The 22,292-nt window shown below is 48.5% G+C and carries 22 protein-coding genes; 6 read left to right on the top strand and 16 right to left on the bottom strand.

Annotated features, from left to right (window positions below; genetic code table 11):
* Window positions 1–45: 45 nt before the first annotated feature.
* Window positions 46–897, bottom strand: a complete 852-nt coding sequence (locus tag JWH17_RS06735; protein ID WP_205221825.1) for a YitT family protein — start codon at window positions 895–897, stop codon at window positions 46–48.
* A gap of 349 nt (window positions 898–1,246) precedes the next feature.
* Window positions 1,247–1,444: a hypothetical protein gene (locus JWH17_RS06730; protein WP_205221869.1), complete on the bottom strand. Its 198-nt coding sequence runs from the start codon at window positions 1,442–1,444 to the stop codon at window positions 1,247–1,249.
* Here JWH17_RS06730 and ybaK point away from each other — a divergent pair.
* The 3 genes from ybaK to JWH17_RS06715 all read left to right on the top strand — a co-directional run bounded on the left by ybaK (window position 1,391) and on the right by JWH17_RS06715 (window position 4,627).
* Complete coding sequence (ybaK, locus tag JWH17_RS06725; protein WP_205221824.1) at window positions 1,391–1,858, top strand: Cys-tRNA(Pro) deacylase; 468 nt, start codon at window positions 1,391–1,393, stop codon at window positions 1,856–1,858. The two genes, JWH17_RS06730 and ybaK, sit on opposite strands and share 54 nt — an antisense overlap.
* Before the next feature lie 434 nt (window positions 1,859–2,292).
* On the top strand, window positions 2,293–3,972 hold the full coding sequence (leuA, locus tag JWH17_RS06720) for a 2-isopropylmalate synthase (RefSeq protein ID WP_369125047.1): 1,680 nt from the start codon (window positions 2,293–2,295) through the stop codon (window positions 3,970–3,972).
* A gap of 439 nt (window positions 3,973–4,411) precedes the next feature.
* Window positions 4,412–4,627, top strand: coding sequence for a hypothetical protein (locus JWH17_RS06715; protein WP_205221822.1), 216 nt, complete (start codon window positions 4,412–4,414; stop codon window positions 4,625–4,627).
* Between the two features lie 82 nt (window positions 4,628–4,709).
* On the opposite strand, the gene mobB is transcribed toward JWH17_RS06715, so the two are convergent.
* The 10 genes from mobB to JWH17_RS06665 all read right to left on the bottom strand — a co-directional run bounded on the left by mobB (window position 4,710) and on the right by JWH17_RS06665 (window position 14,671).
* Window positions 4,710–5,366 carry a molybdopterin-guanine dinucleotide biosynthesis protein B gene (gene mobB, locus JWH17_RS06710; RefSeq protein ID WP_205221821.1) on the bottom strand — a complete coding sequence of 219 codons (657 nt, stop codon included), beginning with the start codon at window positions 5,364–5,366 and terminating at the stop codon, window positions 4,710–4,712.
* A 71-nt stretch (window positions 5,367–5,437) separates the two neighbouring features.
* Window positions 5,438–6,724, bottom strand: coding sequence for a hypothetical protein (locus JWH17_RS06705; protein WP_205221820.1), 1,287 nt, complete (start codon window positions 6,722–6,724; stop codon window positions 5,438–5,440).
* Window positions 6,708–7,391 (bottom strand): ABC transporter ATP-binding protein, encoded by a 684-nt coding sequence (locus JWH17_RS06700; RefSeq protein ID WP_205221819.1) that lies wholly within the window; start codon window positions 7,389–7,391, stop codon window positions 6,708–6,710. Before JWH17_RS06700 ends, JWH17_RS06705 begins: the two co-directional genes overlap by 17 nt.
* Window positions 7,392–7,592: 201 nt before the next feature.
* Window positions 7,593–8,831, bottom strand: a complete 1,239-nt coding sequence (locus JWH17_RS06695) for an ABC transporter permease (protein ID WP_205221818.1) — start codon at window positions 8,829–8,831, stop codon at window positions 7,593–7,595.
* A gap of 22 nt (window positions 8,832–8,853) precedes the next feature.
* A complete protein-coding gene (locus JWH17_RS06690) occupies window positions 8,854–10,077 on the bottom strand; it encodes an ABC transporter permease (protein ID WP_205221817.1) in 1,224 nt (407 codons plus the stop codon).
* Window positions 10,078–10,079: 2 nt separating this feature from the next.
* On the bottom strand, window positions 10,080–10,865 hold the full coding sequence (locus tag JWH17_RS06685) for an outer membrane lipoprotein-sorting protein (RefSeq protein ID WP_205221816.1): 786 nt from the start codon (window positions 10,863–10,865) through the stop codon (window positions 10,080–10,082).
* Window positions 10,866–10,897: 32 nt separating this feature from the next.
* Window positions 10,898–11,623 (bottom strand): LutC/YkgG family protein, encoded by a 726-nt coding sequence (locus JWH17_RS06680; RefSeq protein WP_205221815.1) that lies wholly within the window; start codon window positions 11,621–11,623, stop codon window positions 10,898–10,900.
* Window position 11,624: 1 nt separating this feature from the next.
* Window positions 11,625–13,091 (bottom strand): LutB/LldF family L-lactate oxidation iron-sulfur protein, encoded by a 1,467-nt coding sequence (locus JWH17_RS06675; RefSeq protein ID WP_205221814.1) that lies wholly within the window; start codon window positions 13,089–13,091, stop codon window positions 11,625–11,627.
* Window positions 13,084–13,833 carry a (Fe-S)-binding protein gene (locus tag JWH17_RS06670; protein WP_205221813.1) on the bottom strand — a complete coding sequence of 250 codons (750 nt, stop codon included), beginning with the start codon at window positions 13,831–13,833 and terminating at the stop codon, window positions 13,084–13,086. Before JWH17_RS06670 ends, JWH17_RS06675 begins: the two co-directional genes overlap by 8 nt.
* 358 nt (window positions 13,834–14,191) lie before the next feature.
* Window positions 14,192–14,671 (bottom strand): Lrp/AsnC family transcriptional regulator, encoded by a 480-nt coding sequence (locus JWH17_RS06665; protein ID WP_205221812.1) that lies wholly within the window; start codon window positions 14,669–14,671, stop codon window positions 14,192–14,194.
* A 395-nt stretch (window positions 14,672–15,066) separates the two neighbouring features.
* Between JWH17_RS06665 and JWH17_RS06660 the strand changes: the two genes are divergently transcribed.
* The 3 genes from JWH17_RS06660 (at window position 15,067) to JWH17_RS06650 (ending at window position 18,638) form a co-directional block, all read left to right on the top strand.
* Window positions 15,067–16,488: an aminotransferase family protein gene (locus JWH17_RS06660; RefSeq protein ID WP_205221811.1), complete on the top strand. Its 1,422-nt coding sequence runs from the start codon at window positions 15,067–15,069 to the stop codon at window positions 16,486–16,488.
* 81 nt (window positions 16,489–16,569) lie between these two features.
* Entirely contained in the window at window positions 16,570–18,024 is a 1,455-nt protein-coding gene (locus JWH17_RS06655; protein ID WP_205221810.1) for a CoA-acylating methylmalonate-semialdehyde dehydrogenase, read from the top strand.
* 176 nt (window positions 18,025–18,200) lie between these two features.
* Complete coding sequence (locus JWH17_RS06650; RefSeq protein WP_205221809.1) at window positions 18,201–18,638, top strand: hypothetical protein; 438 nt, start codon at window positions 18,201–18,203, stop codon at window positions 18,636–18,638.
* Here the strand turns inward: JWH17_RS06650 and JWH17_RS06645 are convergent.
* Genes JWH17_RS06645 through JWH17_RS06630 form a run of 4 tightly spaced genes read right to left on the bottom strand, consistent with a single transcriptional unit; the run spans window position 18,624 to window position 22,272 of the window.
* Window positions 18,624–19,466: a hypothetical protein gene (locus JWH17_RS06645; RefSeq protein ID WP_205221808.1), complete on the bottom strand. Its 843-nt coding sequence runs from the start codon at window positions 19,464–19,466 to the stop codon at window positions 18,624–18,626. The two genes, JWH17_RS06650 and JWH17_RS06645, sit on opposite strands and share 15 nt — an antisense overlap.
* A gap of 11 nt (window positions 19,467–19,477) precedes the next feature.
* Window positions 19,478–20,761 (bottom strand): TRAP transporter large permease, encoded by a 1,284-nt coding sequence (locus tag JWH17_RS06640; protein ID WP_205221807.1) that lies wholly within the window; start codon window positions 20,759–20,761, stop codon window positions 19,478–19,480.
* Window positions 20,761–21,240: a TRAP transporter small permease gene (locus JWH17_RS06635; RefSeq protein ID WP_205221806.1), complete on the bottom strand. Its 480-nt coding sequence runs from the start codon at window positions 21,238–21,240 to the stop codon at window positions 20,761–20,763. Before JWH17_RS06635 ends, JWH17_RS06640 begins: the two co-directional genes overlap by 1 nt.
* Window positions 21,241–22,272, bottom strand: a complete 1,032-nt coding sequence (locus JWH17_RS06630) for a DctP family TRAP transporter solute-binding subunit (protein WP_205221805.1) — start codon at window positions 22,270–22,272, stop codon at window positions 21,241–21,243. It lies immediately after the preceding gene.
* Between the last annotated feature and the right edge of the window lie 20 nt (window positions 22,273–22,292).

Genomic DNA, 22,292 nt, shown 5'->3' with positions numbered 1-22,292 from the left:
CCCCTCGAAAAGGGAGAACCATTGTCTGCAGATGAAGATCGTTTGTTAATATAATTTCCGTTTGCCAAAGCCTGAACCAATAACATTAAAACTATTTTCCACAATAAACAGTGCGTTGTTGTCTGTTTCAAAAACGATATTTTCCATTTTTTTGAGCTGAATATTGTTGGTTATTGCCATGAGAATCAGCTTGTCCTGTCCGCTGTATGCTCCTTTTCCCCGTATAAAAGTTGCTCCCTGGGACAGCTGATCCTGTAGAGCTTTTGCTATACGTTTGCTGTGGTCACTGATTACATAGACTATTTTTCGTTGGCTAAAAAGTGTCATGACCTGGTCAAGGGTAGTGGAGTTAATAAAAACCAGGATAATTGAGGCGATAACCATGTCAGGACTGTAAAGCGAGGCAGCTAATCCAAAAAGGATCGCATTAAAGAAAAGGTATACTCTACCAACCCCAATATTGAACCTAGTGTACAGCATTACGGCAACGATATCGAGCCCGCCGGCTGACCCTAGAGAACGGAAAATGATACCTGTCCCCAGGCCACAGATGAGGCCGCTGGCAATGGCTGCGTAGATCTGTTCATGGATGTGAAAATTGAGCGTGATAAACTGAGCGGCTAGAGAGGTGATGATCATTCCGTACAGGCTGTAGGCAAAAAAGCGCTTTCCCACAAAAAAGTAGCTTATGATAAAAAGCGGCACATTCAGGAGGAAGAACCATATGGAAGGTGAAAATCCCTCTACGGTATAATTTAGCAGAAGGGCAGCCCCGAAAATGCCACCGGTAATGAAATTGTGATGAATGGCTATTGCCTTGATACCGATTGCGTAAATCGTTGAACCAGCAGTAATTAAAAAAAGGTTCCAGATCCAAGATTGTGATAAATTGCTCACTGGTTTTTTCCTGTAGGGTGTTCGTTGATGGAAAAGGTAAAGGACATTGATAAATGGATGTGAGGATGCCGAAAATAGACGGAAACAGCGGAACAGGCTGATAACTAATTGGCAGCTTTTAGTTTTCGCTACCCTGCAGAAGGTAGCGAAAATTAATATAACGATCAATCAATGGTCGTATTGTTTTGCGTGCTCTGTATTATTGTACATGGGTTGTTCAGCCTCTGCTTACCATAATTTTCTATGATTTGCTGCCCTTTCTCTGAGCCGACAAAATCGATAAATTTTGAGGCGGCAAGCTGTCCCGCCGTGGCACCTTGTGGCTGACACAATCCATGATAGGTATTAATCAAAACCGGATCGCCTTTAAAAGTATTCTAAGGATCCCCAGCTCTTTCATGTCCGCGACCCAGGTTGAGGCGTCGGTCATGAAATAACCGTCGATTTCATTTGTTTTTTTAAGGGTGGCCATCAATCGAGTATAGAAAAAATAATGACTCCAGGAATCAATACTGCCAAGAAAGCTAAGATTTTTTATAAAGTGCATGAATATTCCCACGACCCCAAAAGCGATTCTTATGGCGCTGAAGCAGCCGAGAAAATGGAAGTAGCCGAACAACGGATATTCAAGACACTTGTCGTCCGAATCGGCCCCAAAGATTTGATTGTAGGAGTGGTCCCGGTAGCTTCATCATTGCATATGAAGAGTATTGCAAAGGCTGCGGGAGCCAAAAAAGCAGGTATGGCCGATCCCGTAGACGTGGAAAAGTCGACAGGGTATGTTTTAGGAGGTGTAAGTCCTCTTGGACAAAAAAAGAAACTTGCCACTATCATAGATTCTTCGGCACAAAAACATGCGACTATTTTTGTCAGTGCCGGTCGCCGAGGCCTGGAGCTGGAGCTTAAACCTGACGATCTCAAGGATTTAACCCGTGGTTTTTTTGCAGATATTTGCAGGTGAAAGAGCGAGTTTGTTGGAGCCTTTTGCAGGGAAATCACTACGCCTGCAAGGTAGGACAGAGCTGCTATGGGCTTTATTTCTTTGGGGAAAGCGCGGACAACTGATTCGTGATGAATGAGTGCTGATGGAAATTGTCGACACTTTTAATGGTGCTGCATAAGCGGAACATTTTGGAATATCCTTATTTCTTGCTTGACAATCTGCTGGGTGGCTTTAGTATGTATAAAATTATAAAATACATCATGACTGCTATGCCTAACAAACTCGCTCTACTTCTACTCCTAGATGAACTGCTACCCACACCCGTGGTAGATGAGGGCGTTGTTTTCTGAGATACTATTAGGACTGACCCTTTAAAGCCACGGTTTGTATAAACCGTGGCTTTTTTTTTTGTTTTTTTGACTTCTGCTTATGTGGAGATGGAAATGGACCCGATAAAGACTCAAAAATATAGACCCTATACGAGAATCGATTTACCTGATCGTACCTGGCCGTCAAAAGTGATTGATACTGCACCTGCATGGTGCAGTGTTGACTTGAGAGATGGCAATCAGGCTCTTGTCCAGCCAATGAATCTCGAAGAAAAGTTAGAGCTATTCCAGTTACTGACCAATATAGGGTTTAAGGAGATCGAAGTCGGATTTCCGGCAGCCTCCCAGATAGAGTTTGATTTCATGCGGATGCTTATCGATGGAAATCGGATTCCTGAAGGGGTGGTTATCCAGACACTTACCCAGTCCAAGGAACAGCTGATTAAGAAAACCTTTGCCTCTTTTGAGGGAGCTAAAGACGCAATAATCCATCTCTACAATTCCACCTCAACATTGCAGCGCGATGTGGTGTTTAAAATGGAGCGCAAGGAAATAGTTGCGCTTGGTGTGGCCGGTGCCAAACTGATTCATGAGCTGGCAAAAGACAGCGATGTAAAGGTTCGCTATGAGTATTCTCCAGAAAGTTTTACTGGAACCGAGCTTGATTTTGCCCTTGAGATATGTCAGGCGATCATGGATGTGTGGGAACCGACACCGGAAAATCCAGTCATCCTTAATCTGCCTGCCACTGTTGAGATGTCGACCCCCAATATTTACGCAGACCAGATAGAGTGGTTCTGCCGTAACCTTCCCAGCAGAGATTGCGCATTAATAAGTCTGCATGGGCACAATGATAGAGGGACCGCTGTAGCAGCCACCGAACTCGCTCTTATGGCAGGGGCGGACAGGGTGGAGGGGACCTTGTTTGGTAATGGCGAACGGACCGGTAATGTGGATTTGGTTACCCTGGCTTTGAATATGTTCACCCAGGGCGTGGACCCTGAACTTGATTTGTCCAATATCAACAAGGTCATTAACGTGTATGAGCGTTGCACCAAAATGAGTGTCCATGCGCGGCACCCCTATGCAGGTGAATTGGTATACACTGCTTTTTCCGGGTCCCATCAGGACGCAATCAACAAAGGCATGGATGCGATTATCCATGATCCGCAGAGCTTTTGGGAAGTTCCTTATCTGCCCATTGACCCTCAAGATGTCGGACGGACCTATGAATCGATTATCCGTATTAACTCCCAGTCCGGCAAGGGTGGGGTGGCGTATGTGATGGATAAGGACTTTGGCTTTAAGCTGCCCAAAGAAATGCATCCAGGCTTTGGTCGTGTTGTCCAGGAAATTGCTGATGCGCAGGGGGATGAGTTAAGTCCGGACATGATTTTTCATGCCTTTGAAAAAGAATATCTCTTTAATAGTACCGGTTATGCCTTAAAGGCTTTTAATGTGTTGAAGCGGCATTTAGATAATGATGAAGAATCCTCAACTGCCGAAGTAGAGGCCATGCTGGAGGTTCATGGGGAAGAAAAATGGATCGAAGCGGTTGGTAACGGACCGCTTGATGGCTTTTGTCAAGGGTTGCGCGATACCCTGGGGCTTGATTTTACGCTGCATGCTTATCACGAGCACGCGCTTACCCGAGGCAGTTCCTCCAAGGCGGTCACCTATATAGAAATATATGATCAGGATAATGAGAGCTGGTGGGGCGCGGGAGTGGACACTGATATAATTATTTCGTCCATTAAAGCACTGCTTAGCGCCTTAAACAGGTCTGATAATAAAAACAATTAAGGTTTAGCTGCACCCACGGAGTTCGCGTTACCCCTGCGCACGATCAGACCGGAAAACGTAGCATGAGTATAGTTATCCAGCAGAGTTGTACGCATCAGCCCGGATTTCTCATCGATAAAGTTTTTCGCAGGGCAAGGCACAAGCCGCGCAGCAGGTAAGCGAAGACTCCGATAGTAAACTACCGCAAGTGGCTTGTAACGTAGATCCTGCGGAAAAATCTATTGACCCAAAGGGGGAACTTTTTGATTTAAAACAAAAAACACACTGTTAATAGTGCACGTTGTATTTTAGTTAATAATATCAATTGGTTGAGTTTTAAATCAAAAAGTTCATGAGAAATTCGGGCTAGAGCTTTACTCAACAGTTACAGATCAAGGTTAAGGTGAGATTCGTTGAATATCTACCACCAAGTAAACTCCATAAAAGTGGAGAGCAAAAATTGGCTTCTTTAATAGAGACCGTAAATAATATTTTTCATATCATCACCGACTGGCTGCTGATCATCCTCGGTGTTCTGCTGATAGTAGTTGCCAGTCGGGCCATTGATGTCGATATCGTTAAATATGGCGTTATTGCGGTGGGCGTCGGCCTTGCTGTGGCTGGATTCTGGTTTCGCTATAGTCGGATGAAGAAAAAGCATAAACCTAGATCGTAATTTTAACGAGTTGGAAAGCCCTATTAATAGTAGATAATGCCTGTCAGTCTTTTGGCAGCATTGGTTTTTTCACTTTTTTAGATCAGGAAACTTCTATATTGATATGAGTTTTTTCCTCTTGCCACATTAGGTCGTTTGCCTGAGCCCAGCCAAACAGAGACTGGAGGATGGTCTGTTCCAGGGCCGGCGGTAATTCAACTTCTTTGCCGGCAAGTGTTACTCTACATTGGTTGGTGATTTTTGGGTTTTGCTTGCAGAATCTTTCTTCAATCATGGTTGCCAATTCTTCACTCTGGTCAGCATCAAAGTGAAGGATGCCTTGCACCTGGGCATCACCGACCAGGGCGATGACATTGTCCACCTGGGAATAGAGGAAATCATTCCCTTGTCGGTGCACCTCAATTTTGGGTACAGGAGAGGTGTGTTTGAAGCCTTCGACGATCACAATATCCATTGAGCTGAAATAGATTCCAGCCAGGACATGGAGATTAAGATCAGGTTTTGCCGTACGTACTACCAGTTGATCCGGAGCAGCCAAGGCAACACCGGCAGCTCCTGCCATTGCATACGTATGGGTATCCGTGCCGGGAGTGTCGGAGGCGATCCCAATGTCTTTGGTCGATTTTATAACACCAACCGCAAGTCCACGAGTGGTGAGGTGTTTAACCACCTTGCTTGCCAAAGTTGTTTTTCCTGAATTATGCCAGCCGATGAAGCCTACCAGAGGTATCATTGTCATAGTGCTCACTCGTTGTGAAGGGTCTATCAAAAGGAACGAAAAAGACTGTCTGCTACTGTAACGACCATTGCTTAGAAATACCAGGTAAGGATCAGGTAGAGTTGGGTCGGACGGGTTGTGGTAATTTGAGAATCGTCAAAGGTAATGGAGCCATATTCACTGTTTGCACTCCCAACTGGGATGTTGCACCCGCCAAGCAGTTGCAGGGACGAGGTAATGCTCCAGTCAACTCTGGGCTGCAGCAGAAAAGAGGTGTCATCCAGGTTGACTATTGCTGAGGCATAAAGGTGTATCAGAGGGTGTACCTCATATTGGAGCATGCCGTCGATGTACCAACGACCAGTGGCAAAAAGATCGCCACGAGCAAGACGCTCCAGGGTTGCTGGATCCTGGAATGCTTCCTGTGGGGTATCATGGCCCAGGCCATTGTAATAGATTTCCAGCAGACCGTACCAGTTTTTTGAGGCCCAGGTCCACGAATAATCCAGGTTGGCGACCGCCGATAGATAGGTGCCTGCCTGGTCGCCTGCATCGGTCACAATAATATCCGAACGGAACAGGGCACTGCCCAGGAAGCGATTTATTCCCAGGCCATAAACAGTATCCTCATAATTGCGCATGAGATACAGGTCTATATCGTTTTCTAAAGCAGTAAACTTGAGTTTTACCCCAGCCGTAGACGTACTGGTCTCAACTTCTCCGGTCTCTTCATCCCGCCGGGGAACAACGGCAAGCTGGATGTCGTTTATGCGGTTCGTGGTTACCTGATAAAGAGCCATATCACTGCCGACTTTATAGTCACGGATAATGTCGGACGGAGCAAAAGGGTTGACCAGGTCAGCAGGATTAAACAGCATGCCGTTTCCCCAGGTAAGCGCTTGCCTGCCCAATGAAAAACTGCCAATATCTGTTTGTAGCACTGCAAACAAGCGGTCCAGTCGCTGGTAGGCAATAACATCGCTGTCTTCTTTGAGAAGACCGGTTAAAGAAAACAGCTGACGACTGTCGTCGGGATAGGATGAGGCCGTGGAAAAGGGCGAACCAGAGGGTGCGTCCAGTGCCTGGAGAGCACGTCTGGTCTGCCCGCCCCCTATGGCGGCCTCATAACTACATTCCATAAAGAAAGAGGGCGTTGCCTGGTACTGCAGATTGAGCCTGCCGTCCAGAGCTCCATCAATAAAGGAGTGTTGGTCCTCGTTTTGGGAAAGAGCGTCCTCTCCATCCCGCAAAGAGGCAACTCCTTGAGCTCGTAATTGTCCTTGCCAGGTAAGCTCCGCCCAGGCGTTGAAAGGCAATGCAGTCAGGGGCAGCAATACCAGGCCGATTGCCGGCAGCAGCCAATTACTTGCGGATGTCATCTGCAATGCGGCCATCTTTTAGGGTGATAACCCTGCGCGCATAGTCCATGACCATCTTGTCATGGGTTGCAAAAACAAAGGTTACCTGCTTGTCGGTGTTCATTTGCTGCATCAGGTCAAGCAGTTTTTGCCCGGTTACCGAATCCAGGTTGGCGGTCGGCTCATCTGCCAGAACGATGGCAGGGGAGGCAACCACTGCTCTGGCTACCGCAATCCGCTGCTGCTGTCCACCGGAAAGCTCGCTGGGACGCTGGTCGGCCTTGTCGGCAAGCCCTACATCTGCGAGAATGGCTTTTACTTTTTGTCTGCGTATGGATGAGGGGATTTTTTGCAAGCGGAGGATGTATTCAACGTTTTCAGCGGCGGTTAATACCGGTATCAGGTTAAAGGACTGAAAGACAAAACCAATGTCCTGGAGACGCAGGTCGGCAAGCTCGCCTTTTTTCAAACTGCTGAGATCTTGTCCGTCGAGAAGGATGGTTCCCTTGTCAGCTGTATCTATGCCGCCTATAAGGTTGAGCAGGGTGGTTTTTCCGCTCCCTGAAGGGCCGGCAAGGGCTGTAAACTCTCCTTTGTTAATGGTCAGGGAAACATCATCAAGGGCTTTGAATTCGGTTTTTCCCTGATGGTAAATCCTACTGACATTGTTGACTGTTACGATCGCCATTAAATGATTCCTGTGGTGAATGTTCCGGAAGCGTGCTTATAAATGAGTCTGTTGATTTACTAGAATTTTCGTTCAAGGTCGAGGCATGATGAAAAAATAACCACAGGCATATATTTGATATTCCGAGGATTATTTTTTCATCATAACGAGGTAAGCGATAGACTCCGAGAGATTGGGCGAAAAGGCAGTAAAACAACAGGCTCATACGTGCCGCATGGTTTGTACCGGTGAAAATTTTGTAGCCCGAAGTGCTGGATACAGGCCGGTGAACATGCCCAGCAACAACACCACACTGTTGGCGGCAATAATGTCCCAAGACGTCAGCAATGGGTAAATTATTCTGCTGATACCCCAGAATTCTGCTCCTTCTGCGAAAATTGCGAGATCAATACCGGAAGAGAAAAAAAAGTGTACGGTTATGAAGGCCGCTACACTGGAAATGCTGCAACCAAAGGTGAGCAGCAGCAACAGCTCGCTCATAACCATCTTAATGATGCATCCCGGTCGCATGCCAAGGGCCTGTAGCAGGCCAAACTCCCGCATCCGCTCGTAAACTGCCATGAGCATGGTGTTTACCAGGCCAAAGGCCATAGCCAGGAACACGATAAGATACCAAATCAGCATAAAGCCATCAAACATTTCAAGGTAGCTGCTGATTGCGGGAAGCATTTGTCGCCAGTTTCTGGCAAGGAGCTGTTTGTCGCTCACATTTGCCTGGAGAAAAGCTGTGGTGGCTGCCAGGTCAACAGGCGGGTTACCGTTATTGTCAGGCAACTGGATAGCTATTTCAGTAATGTCGTTGCCTACACCAAGCATTTGTTGCATGGTATGGAGCTGCACAAAGGCAAAGGCTCGTTCGGTACTTTCAAGCTCGGTGGCAAAAACGCCTTGTATGCGAAAAGCTTTGGCAATATTGGTGCCGTCAGCCCCCTGGCAGGTGATCACCACCTTTTGCCCCAGTTTACCGTTTATTTTTTTGAGCAAGCTGCGGCCGACGATAATACCGCCTTGGTTTTGGTTGCCAAACAGCGTGCCCTGCGCCGGCGGTCTGCCGATGAATGAAACGCCCTGTTCCAAATCAGGATCAATCCCCACCAGCACCAGGCCAACATGTTCTCTGCTGGTGCTGAGCATGGCGTCGGCGCGAATGCGTTGCACAACTCTTGATCCCGGCGGCAGCATTGCTGTAATCTGACGGAGTAGCTTTTCCGGGGTAATAATACGATGTTCTATCGCCGGGTCAGCAGGGTGTTGCTGATGCTCAATTTTTATATGCCCTACCAGGTTATTGATGGAATTAGAAACCATGCCCTGGACAGTGCCTCTGGAAAAGGCTGCCATGACGATCATGCTGCTGATGCCGATGATCACCGCAGTGAGGATGATTAAGGTCCTGCGTCGGTTTCTCCAGAGATTTCTCCAGGCCAGGATTATGTACATATATCTCCTCTAAACATTGTATCTAACAGGACCTGAGCGCATCCACCGGTTTCAGGTCAGGTACTTTCAGTGCCGGAATAAGCGCTGTGAAAAATGTGATGATCAGCAGGAGGGCAGGGCCAAGGCAGGCGGACATCCATGAAAGCCGGGGGTAAAAACGATCTTCAAATCCATATTGGGCCAGGAGTTCACCACCATCTCCAAAGCTGATACCCTGGTGGCTGAAATACACGGTGAGACCTATACCGATCAACGTGCCGAGCGCAATACCGGTGAAGGTCAGGAGCATTGATTCTGTCAGGATCATTCGTACCAGACGAGCCGGCCTGGCACCAATGGAAAGAAGAACGCCGAACTCTCTGGTTCGTTCAAAAAAAGCCATAAAAAAGGTGTTCAGCACGCTAAAGGCAACCACCACCACCAAAATGATATACATGATAATGCCGCTGATTAAATCAAGCTCCATGGATTGCCTGAGGCCTGGTGCCAGCTTGTCCCAGGTGAGGATGGTGAGCGAACGGAAAGCTGGGTTGCTTTGCAGGGCCTGGGTAATGGGAGTAATGTCTGCAAGGTGCTCGGCGGTGATGATGACCCGGTGTGCAGCTTTTTCCATGAAAAAGATGTGGTTAAAGTCAGCAAAGGTGATGTGAACTGTTGCCCGGTCAACGGCATCAACACCGGTTGTGTAGATGCCGATGATGGTAAACAGGGCTGCGGCAATGGAGCCGTCCTTACCTTGACCAAGCATGGTGCATTCGTCGCCGATGGTCAGTTGGAGCCGTTTGGCAAGCAGAGAACCGATCAAGGCAACGCCATGATCACCCTTTTGAAGGTATCGTCCTTGTTTGATTTGCCTGGGCAGGGTGGTGACCTTTTTCTCTTTTTCCGGCTGGATGCCGAAGATGGTTGTTCCCCTGCTTCGCTTTTCCCCAGACATCAGGGCAAAGGCCTCAGAACGGAGGGCTACGTTGCTTACCCCGTTAATGGGCTCTATCTCAGCGACAAGGTGTTGAGCGTCGGCAACCACAAGGTGCATTTCCTGGCGATCATGATAGCCAGGTGACTGCACTTGCAGGTGGCCCGTGCTTTGTCGCACGGTTGCATTGATCATATCCTCGTAGGAGCCGAACTGAAACGAGAGCATGAAGACGAGGAGGACGGCGGCAAAGACGATGGCAAGAATGGTCAGCAGGGACCTTCTCGGGTTGCGCCACACATTGCGCCAGGCCAGGATCATGTCACCCATCTTCAGCGTCCTTTTTGTTTAAGGCTCATCAGAGAGAAGGTGGTGTCGCTGATGTCCACATCAAAAACAATATCACGGTATTCGAGCCGGGTGTAATGATCTGCCTTGTTTGCCCGGCGTATCTCCCAGCGTCGTGGAAAAAGTCGGTCGTCGAGTGAGATAATATCGCTGCCGATCATCTCCTTCACCAAGACCATATCTTCGTCATAGAACGATTGACGGAGTAGGATATCGTCTTCGCGTACCAGTAATTCCTGCTTGCCCCACACCACAGGCGCTTCCTCTTTGGCAGTGGCCTCTATGGTATAATGGGTAAGGCCGTTGATGATTTCCTCGCTAATAATGCGGTGGGTGTATTCGTCGAGCACACTGTCGGATTTGGCAAGATCATTGTTGGAGAAATCCGATCCCATCCAGGATTGACTCATCATCGAGGGCGGCAATTTGATGACCCTGTTGATTTTGGGATTGTAGGTCCACATTTCCCGACCCTTTTTAAGGGTGCCGTTGCCGGCGTCTTTGGGAGGTTCCAGGACAAAAAAAAGGCCGTTCTGTCGCCCCTTTGTCCAGCCTTTCATGCGCATTGTACGTTCAAAGTCGGGGCGATGGATGGTAAGGGAAAAGGTGGCAATGGAGCTGGTGCCTCGCCAGTGGTCTATGGCATGTTCAAGAATGGTAAGAGCCTGGGAGGAGGTGTCGGCAGCACGTGAAGACGTACTCCATATCGTACAGGAAAGAAAAGTGTAAAGCAGGAAAATGTGTAAAACCATTCGAAGGGGAAAGCTCATAGCAGCGACTCCTTTGAGGTTAAGACCATATATTACACTGCTTTTCCCTCCGTATCAACCAGGATGGTATGCATTTCCTTGGGGCCGTGGGCACCGTGTACCATGTGGGCCTCAATGTCTGCGGTCTTGGACGGACCCGAGATAAAGACAAAAGAGTCCGGCAAGGGTATATTCATGAGCATGGCATAGGCCTGCTCCAGGGTTGCGAGCAGTCTGTTTATCGGTAACACGCCAATGTGGATGGAGGGAACCAGGGAGGTGGATCTTGGGCGCCCCTCAGTCGTGAGTTGAATCAGGGTAGCTGACTCTGCCACCCCCCAATCAGCTGCAGTGATGCCGATGAAACTGTTGCGAGTATTTTTTTGTATCTCGGCCCCGTTCCCGCTAGTCAGATGGAATGGAATCCGCTGTTTGGCAAGCAGTGGTCCCAGGTCCAACTGTCGAAGATCCGGGTGGTCGTGGGCGATAATTTCCTTTTGTGCGGTGAACTCCAGGCCGGCTTGTTGGGCAATGGCTGCGATGGTTGCAGCCGCGTCCTGCCAATCGGAGCAGCGGTGCACATGTAGGTTGAGTGGAGTCGCGTTGTGCTGGAAAAGAGCAACCACGTCTTGCTGTATAGGCTCGCTGCTGTCGGTCACCGGGCAGGCAATTTGTTTGTGTGCCTCAGCCAGTTCAGCAAAAGTTGCCGCTGTTCTTTGTCCTTGATTTTGGCTGCAGATGGAATGTAGTTTGTTGAAAAACATTTCGTGGTTGTTCATGCTAATCCTTTTGCCCCTTACGGACAACGTTCTTGGAAGCTATCTTGTTTTGTAGCCATTTTTGCCTGAAAGAAGATTCGGCAATCGGAGGCAGGTCCCTTGTGGTGGTCCAACCATGGAATTTGCCTGGTAGCTTGGAGACCATGTTGTCTCTGCTTAGAAAGGGGCGCTGTAGTACTCCGCTCAGCCTGATCAGGATGTGATATAGTTTTGGCGTTCGGACCAATCTGCTCCAGAGGCTGAAAAAACGATGCTCGCTTTTGTTATGCGGGGTAACATTCCATTGTGGATCACCGTAAGCCAGCTTATGGCGAAGGACAGAGAGCATCCGGGGGAGATCATTCTCCACAGGACACACTTCTTTGCAGGCACCGCACAAGGTCTCTCCCTTGCACAGATCTGCATGGTTGTTTATTCCGTGGAGCAGTGGGGTGATGACTGCTCCTATGGGCCCGCTGTACGGTGAGTTGTAGGCATGGCCGCCAATGCGTCCGTAGACGGGACAGATGTTGAGGCAGGCGCCGCAGCGAATGCAGGACAGCACCTCTTGAAAGTCTGGATCGGCAAGAATCTTGGAGCGGCCGTTGTCGATAATCACCAGGTGAAATTCCTCCGGCCCGTCAGGGGAACCTTTTTCGCTCGGTCCTCCCTGGAAACTGACATAGGTCGACAACTTTTGCAGAGCAGCCCCCCGGGTCAGGAGTTGTAAAAGGGATGCATGTTCGTCCAAAGTGGCTGCCACCCGTTCCATTCCCATCAACGCTACATGGATTTTAGGCATGGTTGTCGCCATGCGGATGTTTCCTTCGTTGGAGACCAGCGATATGTGCCCGGTTTCTGCGCAGGCAATGTTGCAGCCGGTTATACCCATGTCTGCAGAAAGGAGCTCTTTGCGCAGGGCTTTTCTGGCCTCCTGGGTCAGGGTTGGTGGATCATCGGTGTAGGGAATGTCCAATTTTTCGTGAAAAAGACGGCCGATCTGCTTTCGGTCAAGATGGATACAGGGAGCGATAATATGGGAGGCTGTATCCTGGTTGAGTTGGACAATATATTCTCCCAGATCTGTTTCGACCACCTTGATTCCCGCCTGTTCCAAGGCCTCATCCATTCCGATCTCTGCCGAAGTCATCGATTTTCCTTTGACAACCCGCTGTACCTCTTTTTTTGAGGCGAGATCCAGCACATAGTTCACCGCATCCTGGGCCGTAGGGGCAAAAAAGACATTGCCGCCCCGTTGTTCGATGTTTTTTGTCAGTTCTTCCAAAACAATATCGAGGTGAGCGAGGGTGGATTCTCTTTTTGCTTTAACTCTTTTTCGTAGGCTGGGATCTGCAAAAGAGTCCCATATGTGCAAGGCTCCTTGGCCATATCGTTGCTGAATGCCTCGCAGGCCCTTTTGCAGAGGGGCATTCTTGAGCCCCTGGTGGGCAAGGTCGGTGTACGATGCCCGTTCAGATTGCTTACTCATGGGATCCTCCATGAACGGGTTCAAGCAGTTGCGCAATATGCAGTACCTGCAGCTTTTCTCCCCGTCTTGATGCCCGTCCCTTGATATTCATCAGGCAACTGATATCACAGCCGGTGACCGTATCGGCACCGCTTGCAAGGATTGCATCCAGCTTGTCGTCAACCATGGCTGTCGATATCTCAGGATAGTGCACGGAAAAGGTGCCCCCAAACCCGCAGCATTTTTCGGAATCGTTCATTTCTACAAAATGCAGACCGCTGATATTTCGCAGGAGTTGTCGGGGTTGTTCTTTAATGCCAAGCTCCCTGGAAAGGTGGCAGGAATCATGATACGTCGCTGTACCCGCGTAGGTGGAGCCCGTGTCTGTGATGCCTAAAATATCCACCAGGTATTCTGAGAGTTCAAAGGTTTTCGCAGCTGTCTGCTGCGCACGTTGAAGCATGGCCGGGTCGTCCTCAAAAAGCAGAGGATAGTGATGGCGGACCATGTGCACACAAGAGCCTGACGGGCAGACAATAACTTCAGCATCGGCAAACACATTCAGGAAGTGGGCTGCTGCTTCAGCAGCTTGTTTACGATAACCACTATTAAATGCAGGCTGTCCACAGCATGTTTGATCTGCCGGGTAAGTAATCGGTATGCACAGGCGATCGAAGAGGTTGACCATGGCCTCGCCCACTTCCGGGAACATGGAGTCAACAAGGCACTGGATAAACAGGGAAACAGTTTTGGGTTGAGACATGGCGGTCCTCCTGACCGGATGAAATCAAGCTGAAAGAGTACATGGGCACCTTGAAAAATGCTATTCCGCCCAGTCTCTGCGTTATGCTTTAAAAATTATCCTCGGAGGTAAGCGCTAGACTCCGATATTAATTATATGCCTGCGGTAATTTTTTGCGCATGCCTTGACCTTGAACGTAATATCTAATTTTTTAAGGCACCCACATGGCATTCCATGCAGATTTTTTCGGAGATCTTTGTGGGTGCCGGGAAAAAGGTCGGCAGAATAACGAATTTTTAAAGGTGGTCTGTCAACTGGAGGGTGTATATATACGGAAATATAAAATTGGGCAAAAGAAACCGTAGTCTGTTTTTCTTTCTTAGTCTTCGCTGTTTGCTGTCCCCCAGTCGTATTTCCTTTTCAAAAACTCAAGGGTCAGGGTGGTTTCGACCTTGATTACGCCTTTAATCCGATTGATCTTATCGAGGATGGCTTCATTGAATTCCTCAAGGTCCTTAGCGATAAATTCAGCATCAATGCCGGTGTTGCCGCCGGTGGTGGCTACAATAAACCAGAGCCTGTCAATGGTTTTCAGGTGACGTGCTATCTCGTCGGTAAAGGCTGGTTCCGTATGTATTCTCAGATGGCCCACAATTGTAAATCCTAATTTAATGGGATTGCTCACTGCTACTATCTGGATGATCTCGTTTTTGATCAGCCTGCTGAGCCGACTCCTGACAGTTCCTTCTGATATATTGGTTTTTTTCGCGATATCGATATTAGAAATCCGACCATCTTGCTGGAGTAGGCTGATAATTTCACAGTCAGTGCGATCAAGCGGTTTGTCTGCTTTTTTCATGGATCCTCTTGTCTTTCTCCTTCTAAAGGAGGGGTGCTTGCTTTTATACGCTGCAACGGAAAAAAGCTGCCGGCCAATTTAATAGATGGGACTGGAATACTATTTCTAACGGATAAATTGGGTTGTGGCAATGCAAAGCAGCAAATAGATATATTTTTTTGAGGGATTGTAGTTCTTTTTTATGCTCAAAATTCGAATAACGTAATTAGCGTGCTTGACATTGGGCGTTTCGTCTTTTAGAGTACATGGAAATACGAATAACATTATTTTTCAGCTTTACTGTTAAGGTTTATCGAAGAATCCTTGGTTGGTACAAAATGCCCTCCGGCCGGTAATCTGAGAAATAATACTGTCATCGAACCGGTAGGTTAACGTTTAGCAATAAGGAAAAAGCCATGACATCACCAATAGATGTAAACGACTATGATGTTGAAGAGATGGTTTCCCACGATAAAAACAGTCTGTGGCACCATCTCAAATCTCACACCTGCTTTGAAAACGGGGAGCAGATGATTGTGGTGGAAGGGGATGGGTTAAAGATTAAAGATATCCGGGGCAATGAATTTTTAGATGCCACCTCCGGCGGGGTGTGGAGCGTCATGGTCGGCTACGGACGCGAATCCATTGCCAGGGCAGTGTATGAGCAGTTGAAGGTAATGCCCTACTTTGCAGGTGCTTACGGTAATATCCCCTCCATCAGGTTTGCTGCTAAACTTCTTGAACTCCTCCCAAGGCTGGACAAGGTCTATTTTTCCAATTCCGGATCCGAGGCCAATGAAAAGGCGTTTAAAATGGTACGCCTGGCCTCTAATATTATTTCGTCGCGCAAAGGCAAATACAAAATCCTATATCGGGATCGCGACTATCACGGAACAACTGTGGCAACTATGAGTGCAGGCGGGCAGTTTGAGCGTAAAAAAGGGTTTGGTCCGTTTGTGGAGGGATTTGCCGAGGTTCCGCATTGTTTGTGTTATCGATGCCCTTTTGACAAAACCTATCCTGAGTGCAATATCGATTGTGCACGGGCGGTGGAAGAGGTGATCTTGAAAGAGGGTGCTGATTCTGTAGGCGGTTTCGTGGTTGAACCAATCACCGCCGGCGGTGGTATTATTATGCCGGTCAAAGAGTACTTTCCCATTCTCCAGGATATCTGCAAAAAATATGGCGTGTGGCTCATCATGGATGAGGTGGTATGCGGTTTCGGCAGGACCGGTAAGTTTTGGGGCCATGACCATTTTGATGTGGATCCTGATATCGTGACCATGGCCAAGGGGCTGGCAAGTTCCTATGAGGCACTCTCAGCCACTGTGGTGAAGCAGGAAATATACGACATGTTTCTCAATGATCCCAACAACCCGGAAGAACAGACAAACTTTTTCCGTGATATTAGCACCTATGGTGGCTGTACCGCGCCTATGGCTGCTGCATTGGAGAGCACCAGAATTATTGAAGATGAATGTCTTGTCGAAAACAGCCGGAAAATGGGAGTCCTGCTGTTGGAAAAACTTCAGGCATTAACCAACTTGCCTGTTGTCGGTGATGTAAGAGGTATTGGCCTTTTCAGCGGTCTTGAATTGGTGCTGGATAAGAAGGATAAAACTCCGGTAAGCGAAGCGCAGATGGGGCAGCTGATGGCCAATATTCTGGCGGAAAAGGTGATTGTCGGTCGTACCAACTCAAGTCTCCCCGGGTTGAATACAACCCTCTATTTTGTTCCTTGCCTGACAGTGATTGAGGAGGAGGTTGACGAGATTGTGGCTGCCGTGAAAAAGGCCATTGAAAAGACCTTTGCAGAGTATCTTGCAACAGCGGTTTAAATAAAAAAACAAACCAGTAGTGTTGGGCGAGTTTATTCAGGCCGTTTACAAGGCCATAGTCAGGAGTAAGGAGAAGTGACAATGAGTATCAGGGTAATGCAGAATTATATTAATGGCGACTGGGTGGATTCAACCACCGATGTTTTTGGTACTGTTTCCAATCCGGCTCTGGGAGAACAAATTGCCTCAGTCCCTTATGGAAACGCTCAAGACGTGAATATGGCTGTACAAGCAGCGGTTGATGCTTTTCCAGAATGGAGAGAGACGCCACCCCTGGCTCGTGCCAGGTACCTTTTTCGTTTGAAGGATGCCTTTGAAGAAGAGTTTGAAGAAATAGCCCGTGTCCTCACCATAGAGCAAGGAAAGGCTATTGATGAATCCAGGGGTGAAGTTCGGCGCATGATTGAAAATATTGAGCATGCAACGGGAGTTACCACCATGATGACCGGTTACTGCCTGGAAGACATTGCCCAGGGAGTTGATTCCTCCCTTTATCGGCAGCCAATGGGCGTTTTTGCCTGTATAGCCCCTTATAATTTTCCGGCCATGGTACCCTGGTGGTTTCTTCCCTATGCCCTGGTGACGGGCAATACCTTTGTGCTAAAGCCATCAGAGCAGGTGCCCATGACCCAGAATCGCATCTTTGAGGTGATCGATGATGTCGGATTTCCAGAGGGTGTGGTCAACATGGTGAATGGGTCCAGGGATGTGGTCAACGCCATTCTTGAGCATGAGGATATTGAGGGGGTTTCTTTTGTTGGTTCCACCCCCACCGCGAAATATATCTATGAACGATGTGGTGCTACCGGGAAAAGAGTCCAGTCATTGGGTGGCGCGAAAAATATTGTAGCAGTCATGCCTGATGCCGACGTTCAAGCAGGCATGCCTTCGCTGATTACTTCCTTTTTCGGCTGTGCCGGGCAACGTTGCCTGTCTGGTTCCATTCTCTCTCCTGTGGGCGAGGGGGCTGATGCTTTTGTCGATAAGTTTGTCGCCGCTACCAAGGCAATGAAGGTCGGTGATGGGTTGGATGAAAGCGTAGCCATGGGACCGGTAGTGAGCAAGGCGCATCAAGAGCGGGTTTTAGCATACATAGAAAAGGGAGTAGCTGAGGGTGCCGACCTGATTCTTGACGGTCGGAATTTTAGTGTGGCTGGGTATCCTGACGGGTTTTTTGTAGGGCCTACTATCTTTGATAATGTGACCCCGGACATGACCATTGCCAGGGAGGAAATCTTTGGTCCGGTGGTGAGCATCATTCGCTCCGAGACCTTGGATGATGTCATACAATTGGTCAATACCCGTAACTTTGCCAATGCTGCCTGTATCTACACCCAGAATGCAAAAGCAGTTCGTGAAATGCGGTATAAGGCAGCCCCGGGCATGATAGGGGTCAATATCGGCATTGCTGCTCCAATGAGCTTTTTCCCTTTTGGTGGCTCAGGCAATTCCATGTTTGGTGATATCAAAGGGCATGGAAGGGAGATTTTTCAATTTTTTACCGATACCAAGGTCGTGATTGAAAGGTATTTCTAACAGGGAAGAATGTTCCATTTCTTTTGTGAGTGTTAAGGGGACTGATTTTGTTCATGTCTATTGGTGAACATGAACCTCCCCCTTGTTTCATCTAGCGATAGAAGAAGATCAGTCCCCTTTTTTGTAAGAAAAAGGCAAAATATAATAACACATTATTAGGTCGTTAAGAGGTAGCTATGCCCCTTGTTAATTTTGGCAGTATCCTCGGCTTTGCTGAGGAAATAGAAAAACAGCATTTGAAATTTTTATCCCAGGCATCTGGTAATCCTGACTGTGACCAACACCGTGCTTTGTTTGAATCTCTGGCAAAGAGCGCCAAAAAAAGAGTTGCTGAAGTACAGCGAGTGAGGCGGGAAAATGTATCGGAGATGGTACTGGCGGCAATAGAAGGGTTTGAGCGGGATGCATATCAGGTGAAGGTTGAAGATGGTTCCGCTCCGGCGCTAGCCCAACTTGCAGCAAAGGCGGAGGCGTTGGCGGAACGTTCCGTATGCTATTATCAAAAGGCTGCTGAAAAATTACAGGGTCAGGCTGATGTGGCAAGGGCAATGAAGGGCTTGGCAAAAAAACACGCAAAAGAGAAGAAAAAACTTGCAGCACTACTTCTTAATTAATGGTGAATAAGGAACCGTCGTTATTTTAGCCAGGATTTGGTTCAGCCGTTGCCGGAGAAATGTTTCGTAGAGTAACAAGTAGCAGGCAGAGGCCAGATACGACAAGAAAATTCCTGTGTACACCCCGGTGAGTGGATAAAGCAAGTGAATGCAGCATGCAAAAAGAATCAGGGCCAGCATGCCTTGCGGCAGTTCACGAAAAAGAGGGCCCATCACTGTGGGACCGTAGTGGATGTGCAGGATGACCGCAGTGGGGAGAATGGTGGTCGGAAAAGCGGAAAACAAGCCTGACCACCTGGGGCCAACTATTGCAGCTGTGCCGGTTACAAGCAGGATAATAGCAGCAGCGGCAAAGGCTCGGTAACAGAGAATCAAAGGAGTTAATCGTATTTTCCTTTTTTTAACCCCGGAAGCGGAAAAGCGAAATAAAACAGCTGTTACAGCCAGCGTCAGTAATACCAGCAGGTGTCGTAGCCACATTTCGGATGGTATTCCCTGCATTATCATAAAGGCGGTTGCAAAATAGGCGGAGAGACTGGTCAGGATTGACAGGGTAATATTAAGCAGACGGGAGAGAGTCGCACTCATTGCAGCCGTACTACTGTACACCAGGCAAAATACCACGGCGGCAACGACTCCCTGGATAGACCAGAGGGCGCTCTGGGACGCAAACAAGGTCCCTTGCTCCAGTCCGATGAAAAACAGAGATAATCCCATTCCCAGGGGAAAGCCGAGCAAGACTCCAGCAAATCGAGGCGACAGACGCTCGGCAATCCAGGTAATACCCAATACCATCAGGGCGGAAAGCCCTATTTTCCACAAAATCATCAGCAAGATACTTACATCAAGTCAAAGAACCTGGGAATGAACAGGGACAGATCTGGAAAGAGGACCACTGCCACCAGGGCAAGGATCATTGCCAGTACCATGGGAATCACAGCCTTGAAAGTATTCTCTATTCGGATGTTAGCCAGTTGGGTTGTAACGTAAAGGTTGACCGCAACCGGCGGTGTAAACTGGCCAATGGCAAGATTCAGCGTCATGACCACCCCAAACCAGACGGGATCCCATCCAAAGTGGGCAATAATCGGCATGAAGATGGGGAGGAAAATGTAGAAAATCGAGATGGCATCGATCAGCATGCCGCCGATAAAAATCAGGAGATTAATCAGGATCAGGACCACCCATTCATTCTCACTGATGCCCATCAGCATTCCGGCAAAGGTATCCAGGATACCTACAGTAGAGCCGGCCCAGGAAAAAAGACCGGCAAAAGCGACAATAAGCATAACAATGGCAGAGGCTTCAGATGCCTCAACCAGAATGGTGTAGGCAGATTGAAGCGTCAGGGTGCGATAAATAACAAATCCTAGCAGTAAGCTGTAAAATACGGCGACCACAGCCGCCTCAGTGGGGGTAAAAATACCTCCGTACAGGCCGCCGAGAATAATAATCGGTGCCAGCAATCCCCAAAACGCCTCTCGAAAGGCTTTGAGTAAACTTGGTTTTTCTTCCCTTGCCTCTTTTACCGCACCATATCCCTTTTTTCGTGCTACCCATACAGCTGGAATCAGCAACGAAAGACCGGCGAGGAAACCGGGAACAGCCCCGGCAGCAAAGAGGGCGGGCACCGAGGTATTGGTGATAGCGCCGTAGATGATCAGGGCGATGGAAGGGGGAACGATAATGGCTGTTGAGCCTGCAGCTGCGATGAGTGCGGCACTGTAACCACGGCTATACCCCTGGGCATACATGGCCGGGATAAGAATAGCCCCTATGGCTGCTGAATCAGCCGGGCCGGAACCGGAAACACCGCCAAAGAACACGCACACGGCAATGGCCACAATGGCCAATCCACCTTTTCTTCTCCCTACCAGCAAATTGGCGAAATGGATGATACGCTGGGAAATACCGCAACGCTCAAGGATAAAGCCGGCAAGTATAAAAAGGGGTATGGCCAGCAGGGGAAATTTGGCAATGCCTGCAAAAAAATTGGGGGCAATAACCGGGGTGCCGAGATCTGCTGCCCAAATGACCAGAAAGGTCGGCATGGCAATAGAAATAGCTATGGGCGCACCGGCAAGCAATAACGCAAAAAATCCGACAAAGAGCAGGATACCCATTATTTTTGCTCCCGAAAATCTGCAACAGCCGCCACCACTATCCGGTAAACTATCAAGCTGCAACCGATGGGAATACATGCTGTATACCACCATTGAGGAAGGCCAAGCGATTCAGAGGTGATTTCAAGCAACCGCTCATCAAGTAGTTGTTTGTAACCAAGATAGCCCAGGAAAGCAAACAGGCTGGCTCCTGCTAAACCGATCACAAAATTAAGCCGGCGTCTGACGGAACGTGGGAGTTTTTCCTGGAAAAAAAGCATACGTAGATGACGCCGTCTCCGAAAAGCACTGGACGTGCCGAAGAGGGTTAACCATACCAGGGCGTTAATTTCCAGCTCCTCGGTAAAAGCCAGCGGGTATTCAAAAATGTAGCGGGTCACAACGTTGGCAAAGGCCAAACATGCCATTCCGGCCAGTAACGAAGCACCGAGCACCTCTTCCAGGTGCTCGGCTATCCAGCGTAAACGTGTATGCATCATTTATTTTTGCGAAGCCTCAATCGCCTTTTCAGCTGTAGCAACCAGGTCTTTTCCTATCTTGCTGACCCACTTGTCGTATACTGGTTTGGTTTTTTCACGAAAGGCCATACGTTCCTGCTGGTTAAGTACGACAACTTCCATGCCATTGCTGCGTAGTGTTTCAAGAGCGCTCAAATCGGGGGCGATCAGGCCCTTGCGAACGATGGCCCGTTGCTCGGCACCTGCTTCAATGGCAGCTTGGCGGATAATTTCCTGGTCTTCCGGGGTGAAACTTGCCAACACCTTGTTGTTAACGGTAAACATCAGTGGGTCAATAACGTAGCGCCAGATGGTTGCGTATTTATGGAATTGCCAGATTTTTACCGGGATCTCGATGGCTACCACCGGATTTTCCTGACCATCGACTACGCCTTGCTGAAACGCTACTTGGGCATCGCCCCAGTTCATGTTGACCGGGTTGGCACCGAGCGCTTTCATTGTATCGATAAAGATCGGTGTACCGACTACACGTACCTTCATCCCATGCAGGTCTTCCGGCTTGCTGACAGGGCCCTTGGAGTTGGTTAATTCACGAAAACCGTTTTCGCCCCAGGCAAGCAGCGTAACCCCTTTATCGTGGAGGAGATTTGCAATTTCGGCACCCACCTCTCCGCCTGTGACGGCATCCAGTGCTTTGTAGTCAGGAAAGAAGAAAGGGAGGTTGAAAAGGTTGAGTGGTTTGATGGTGGTAGACCAGTTAATGGTGGAGGCAAAGCAGAATTCAGCCACACCCTGACGGTGAATCAGGAATTCATTGGTCTGTTTACCGGCCATGAGCGAGGAAGAAGTGTACACTTTGATATTAATTCGGCCATCAGTACGTTCGCGAACCAGATCGGCAAACTTGGTAGCACCGGCACCCCAAGGAAGTTTTGGGCCGACAACAACACTCATCTTGTATTCTTTTTTGTAGCCGTTCGCCGCCAGAATCGTACTGGGGATAATCATGCTCATGGCAACAAAAAGAAGAAACAACCCTGATTTCTTAAGCATAGCGACTCCTTAATTTTTGG

The sequence above is a fragment of the Desulfogranum marinum genome, assembly GCF_016918565.1.
In the GTDB taxonomy this organism is placed as follows: Bacteria; Desulfobacterota; Desulfobulbia; order Desulfobulbales; family Desulfobulbaceae; genus Desulfogranum; species Desulfogranum marinum.
The sequence above is the reverse complement of the archived record's forward strand: the minus strand, read 5'-3'. Positions and strand labels throughout refer to the sequence as shown.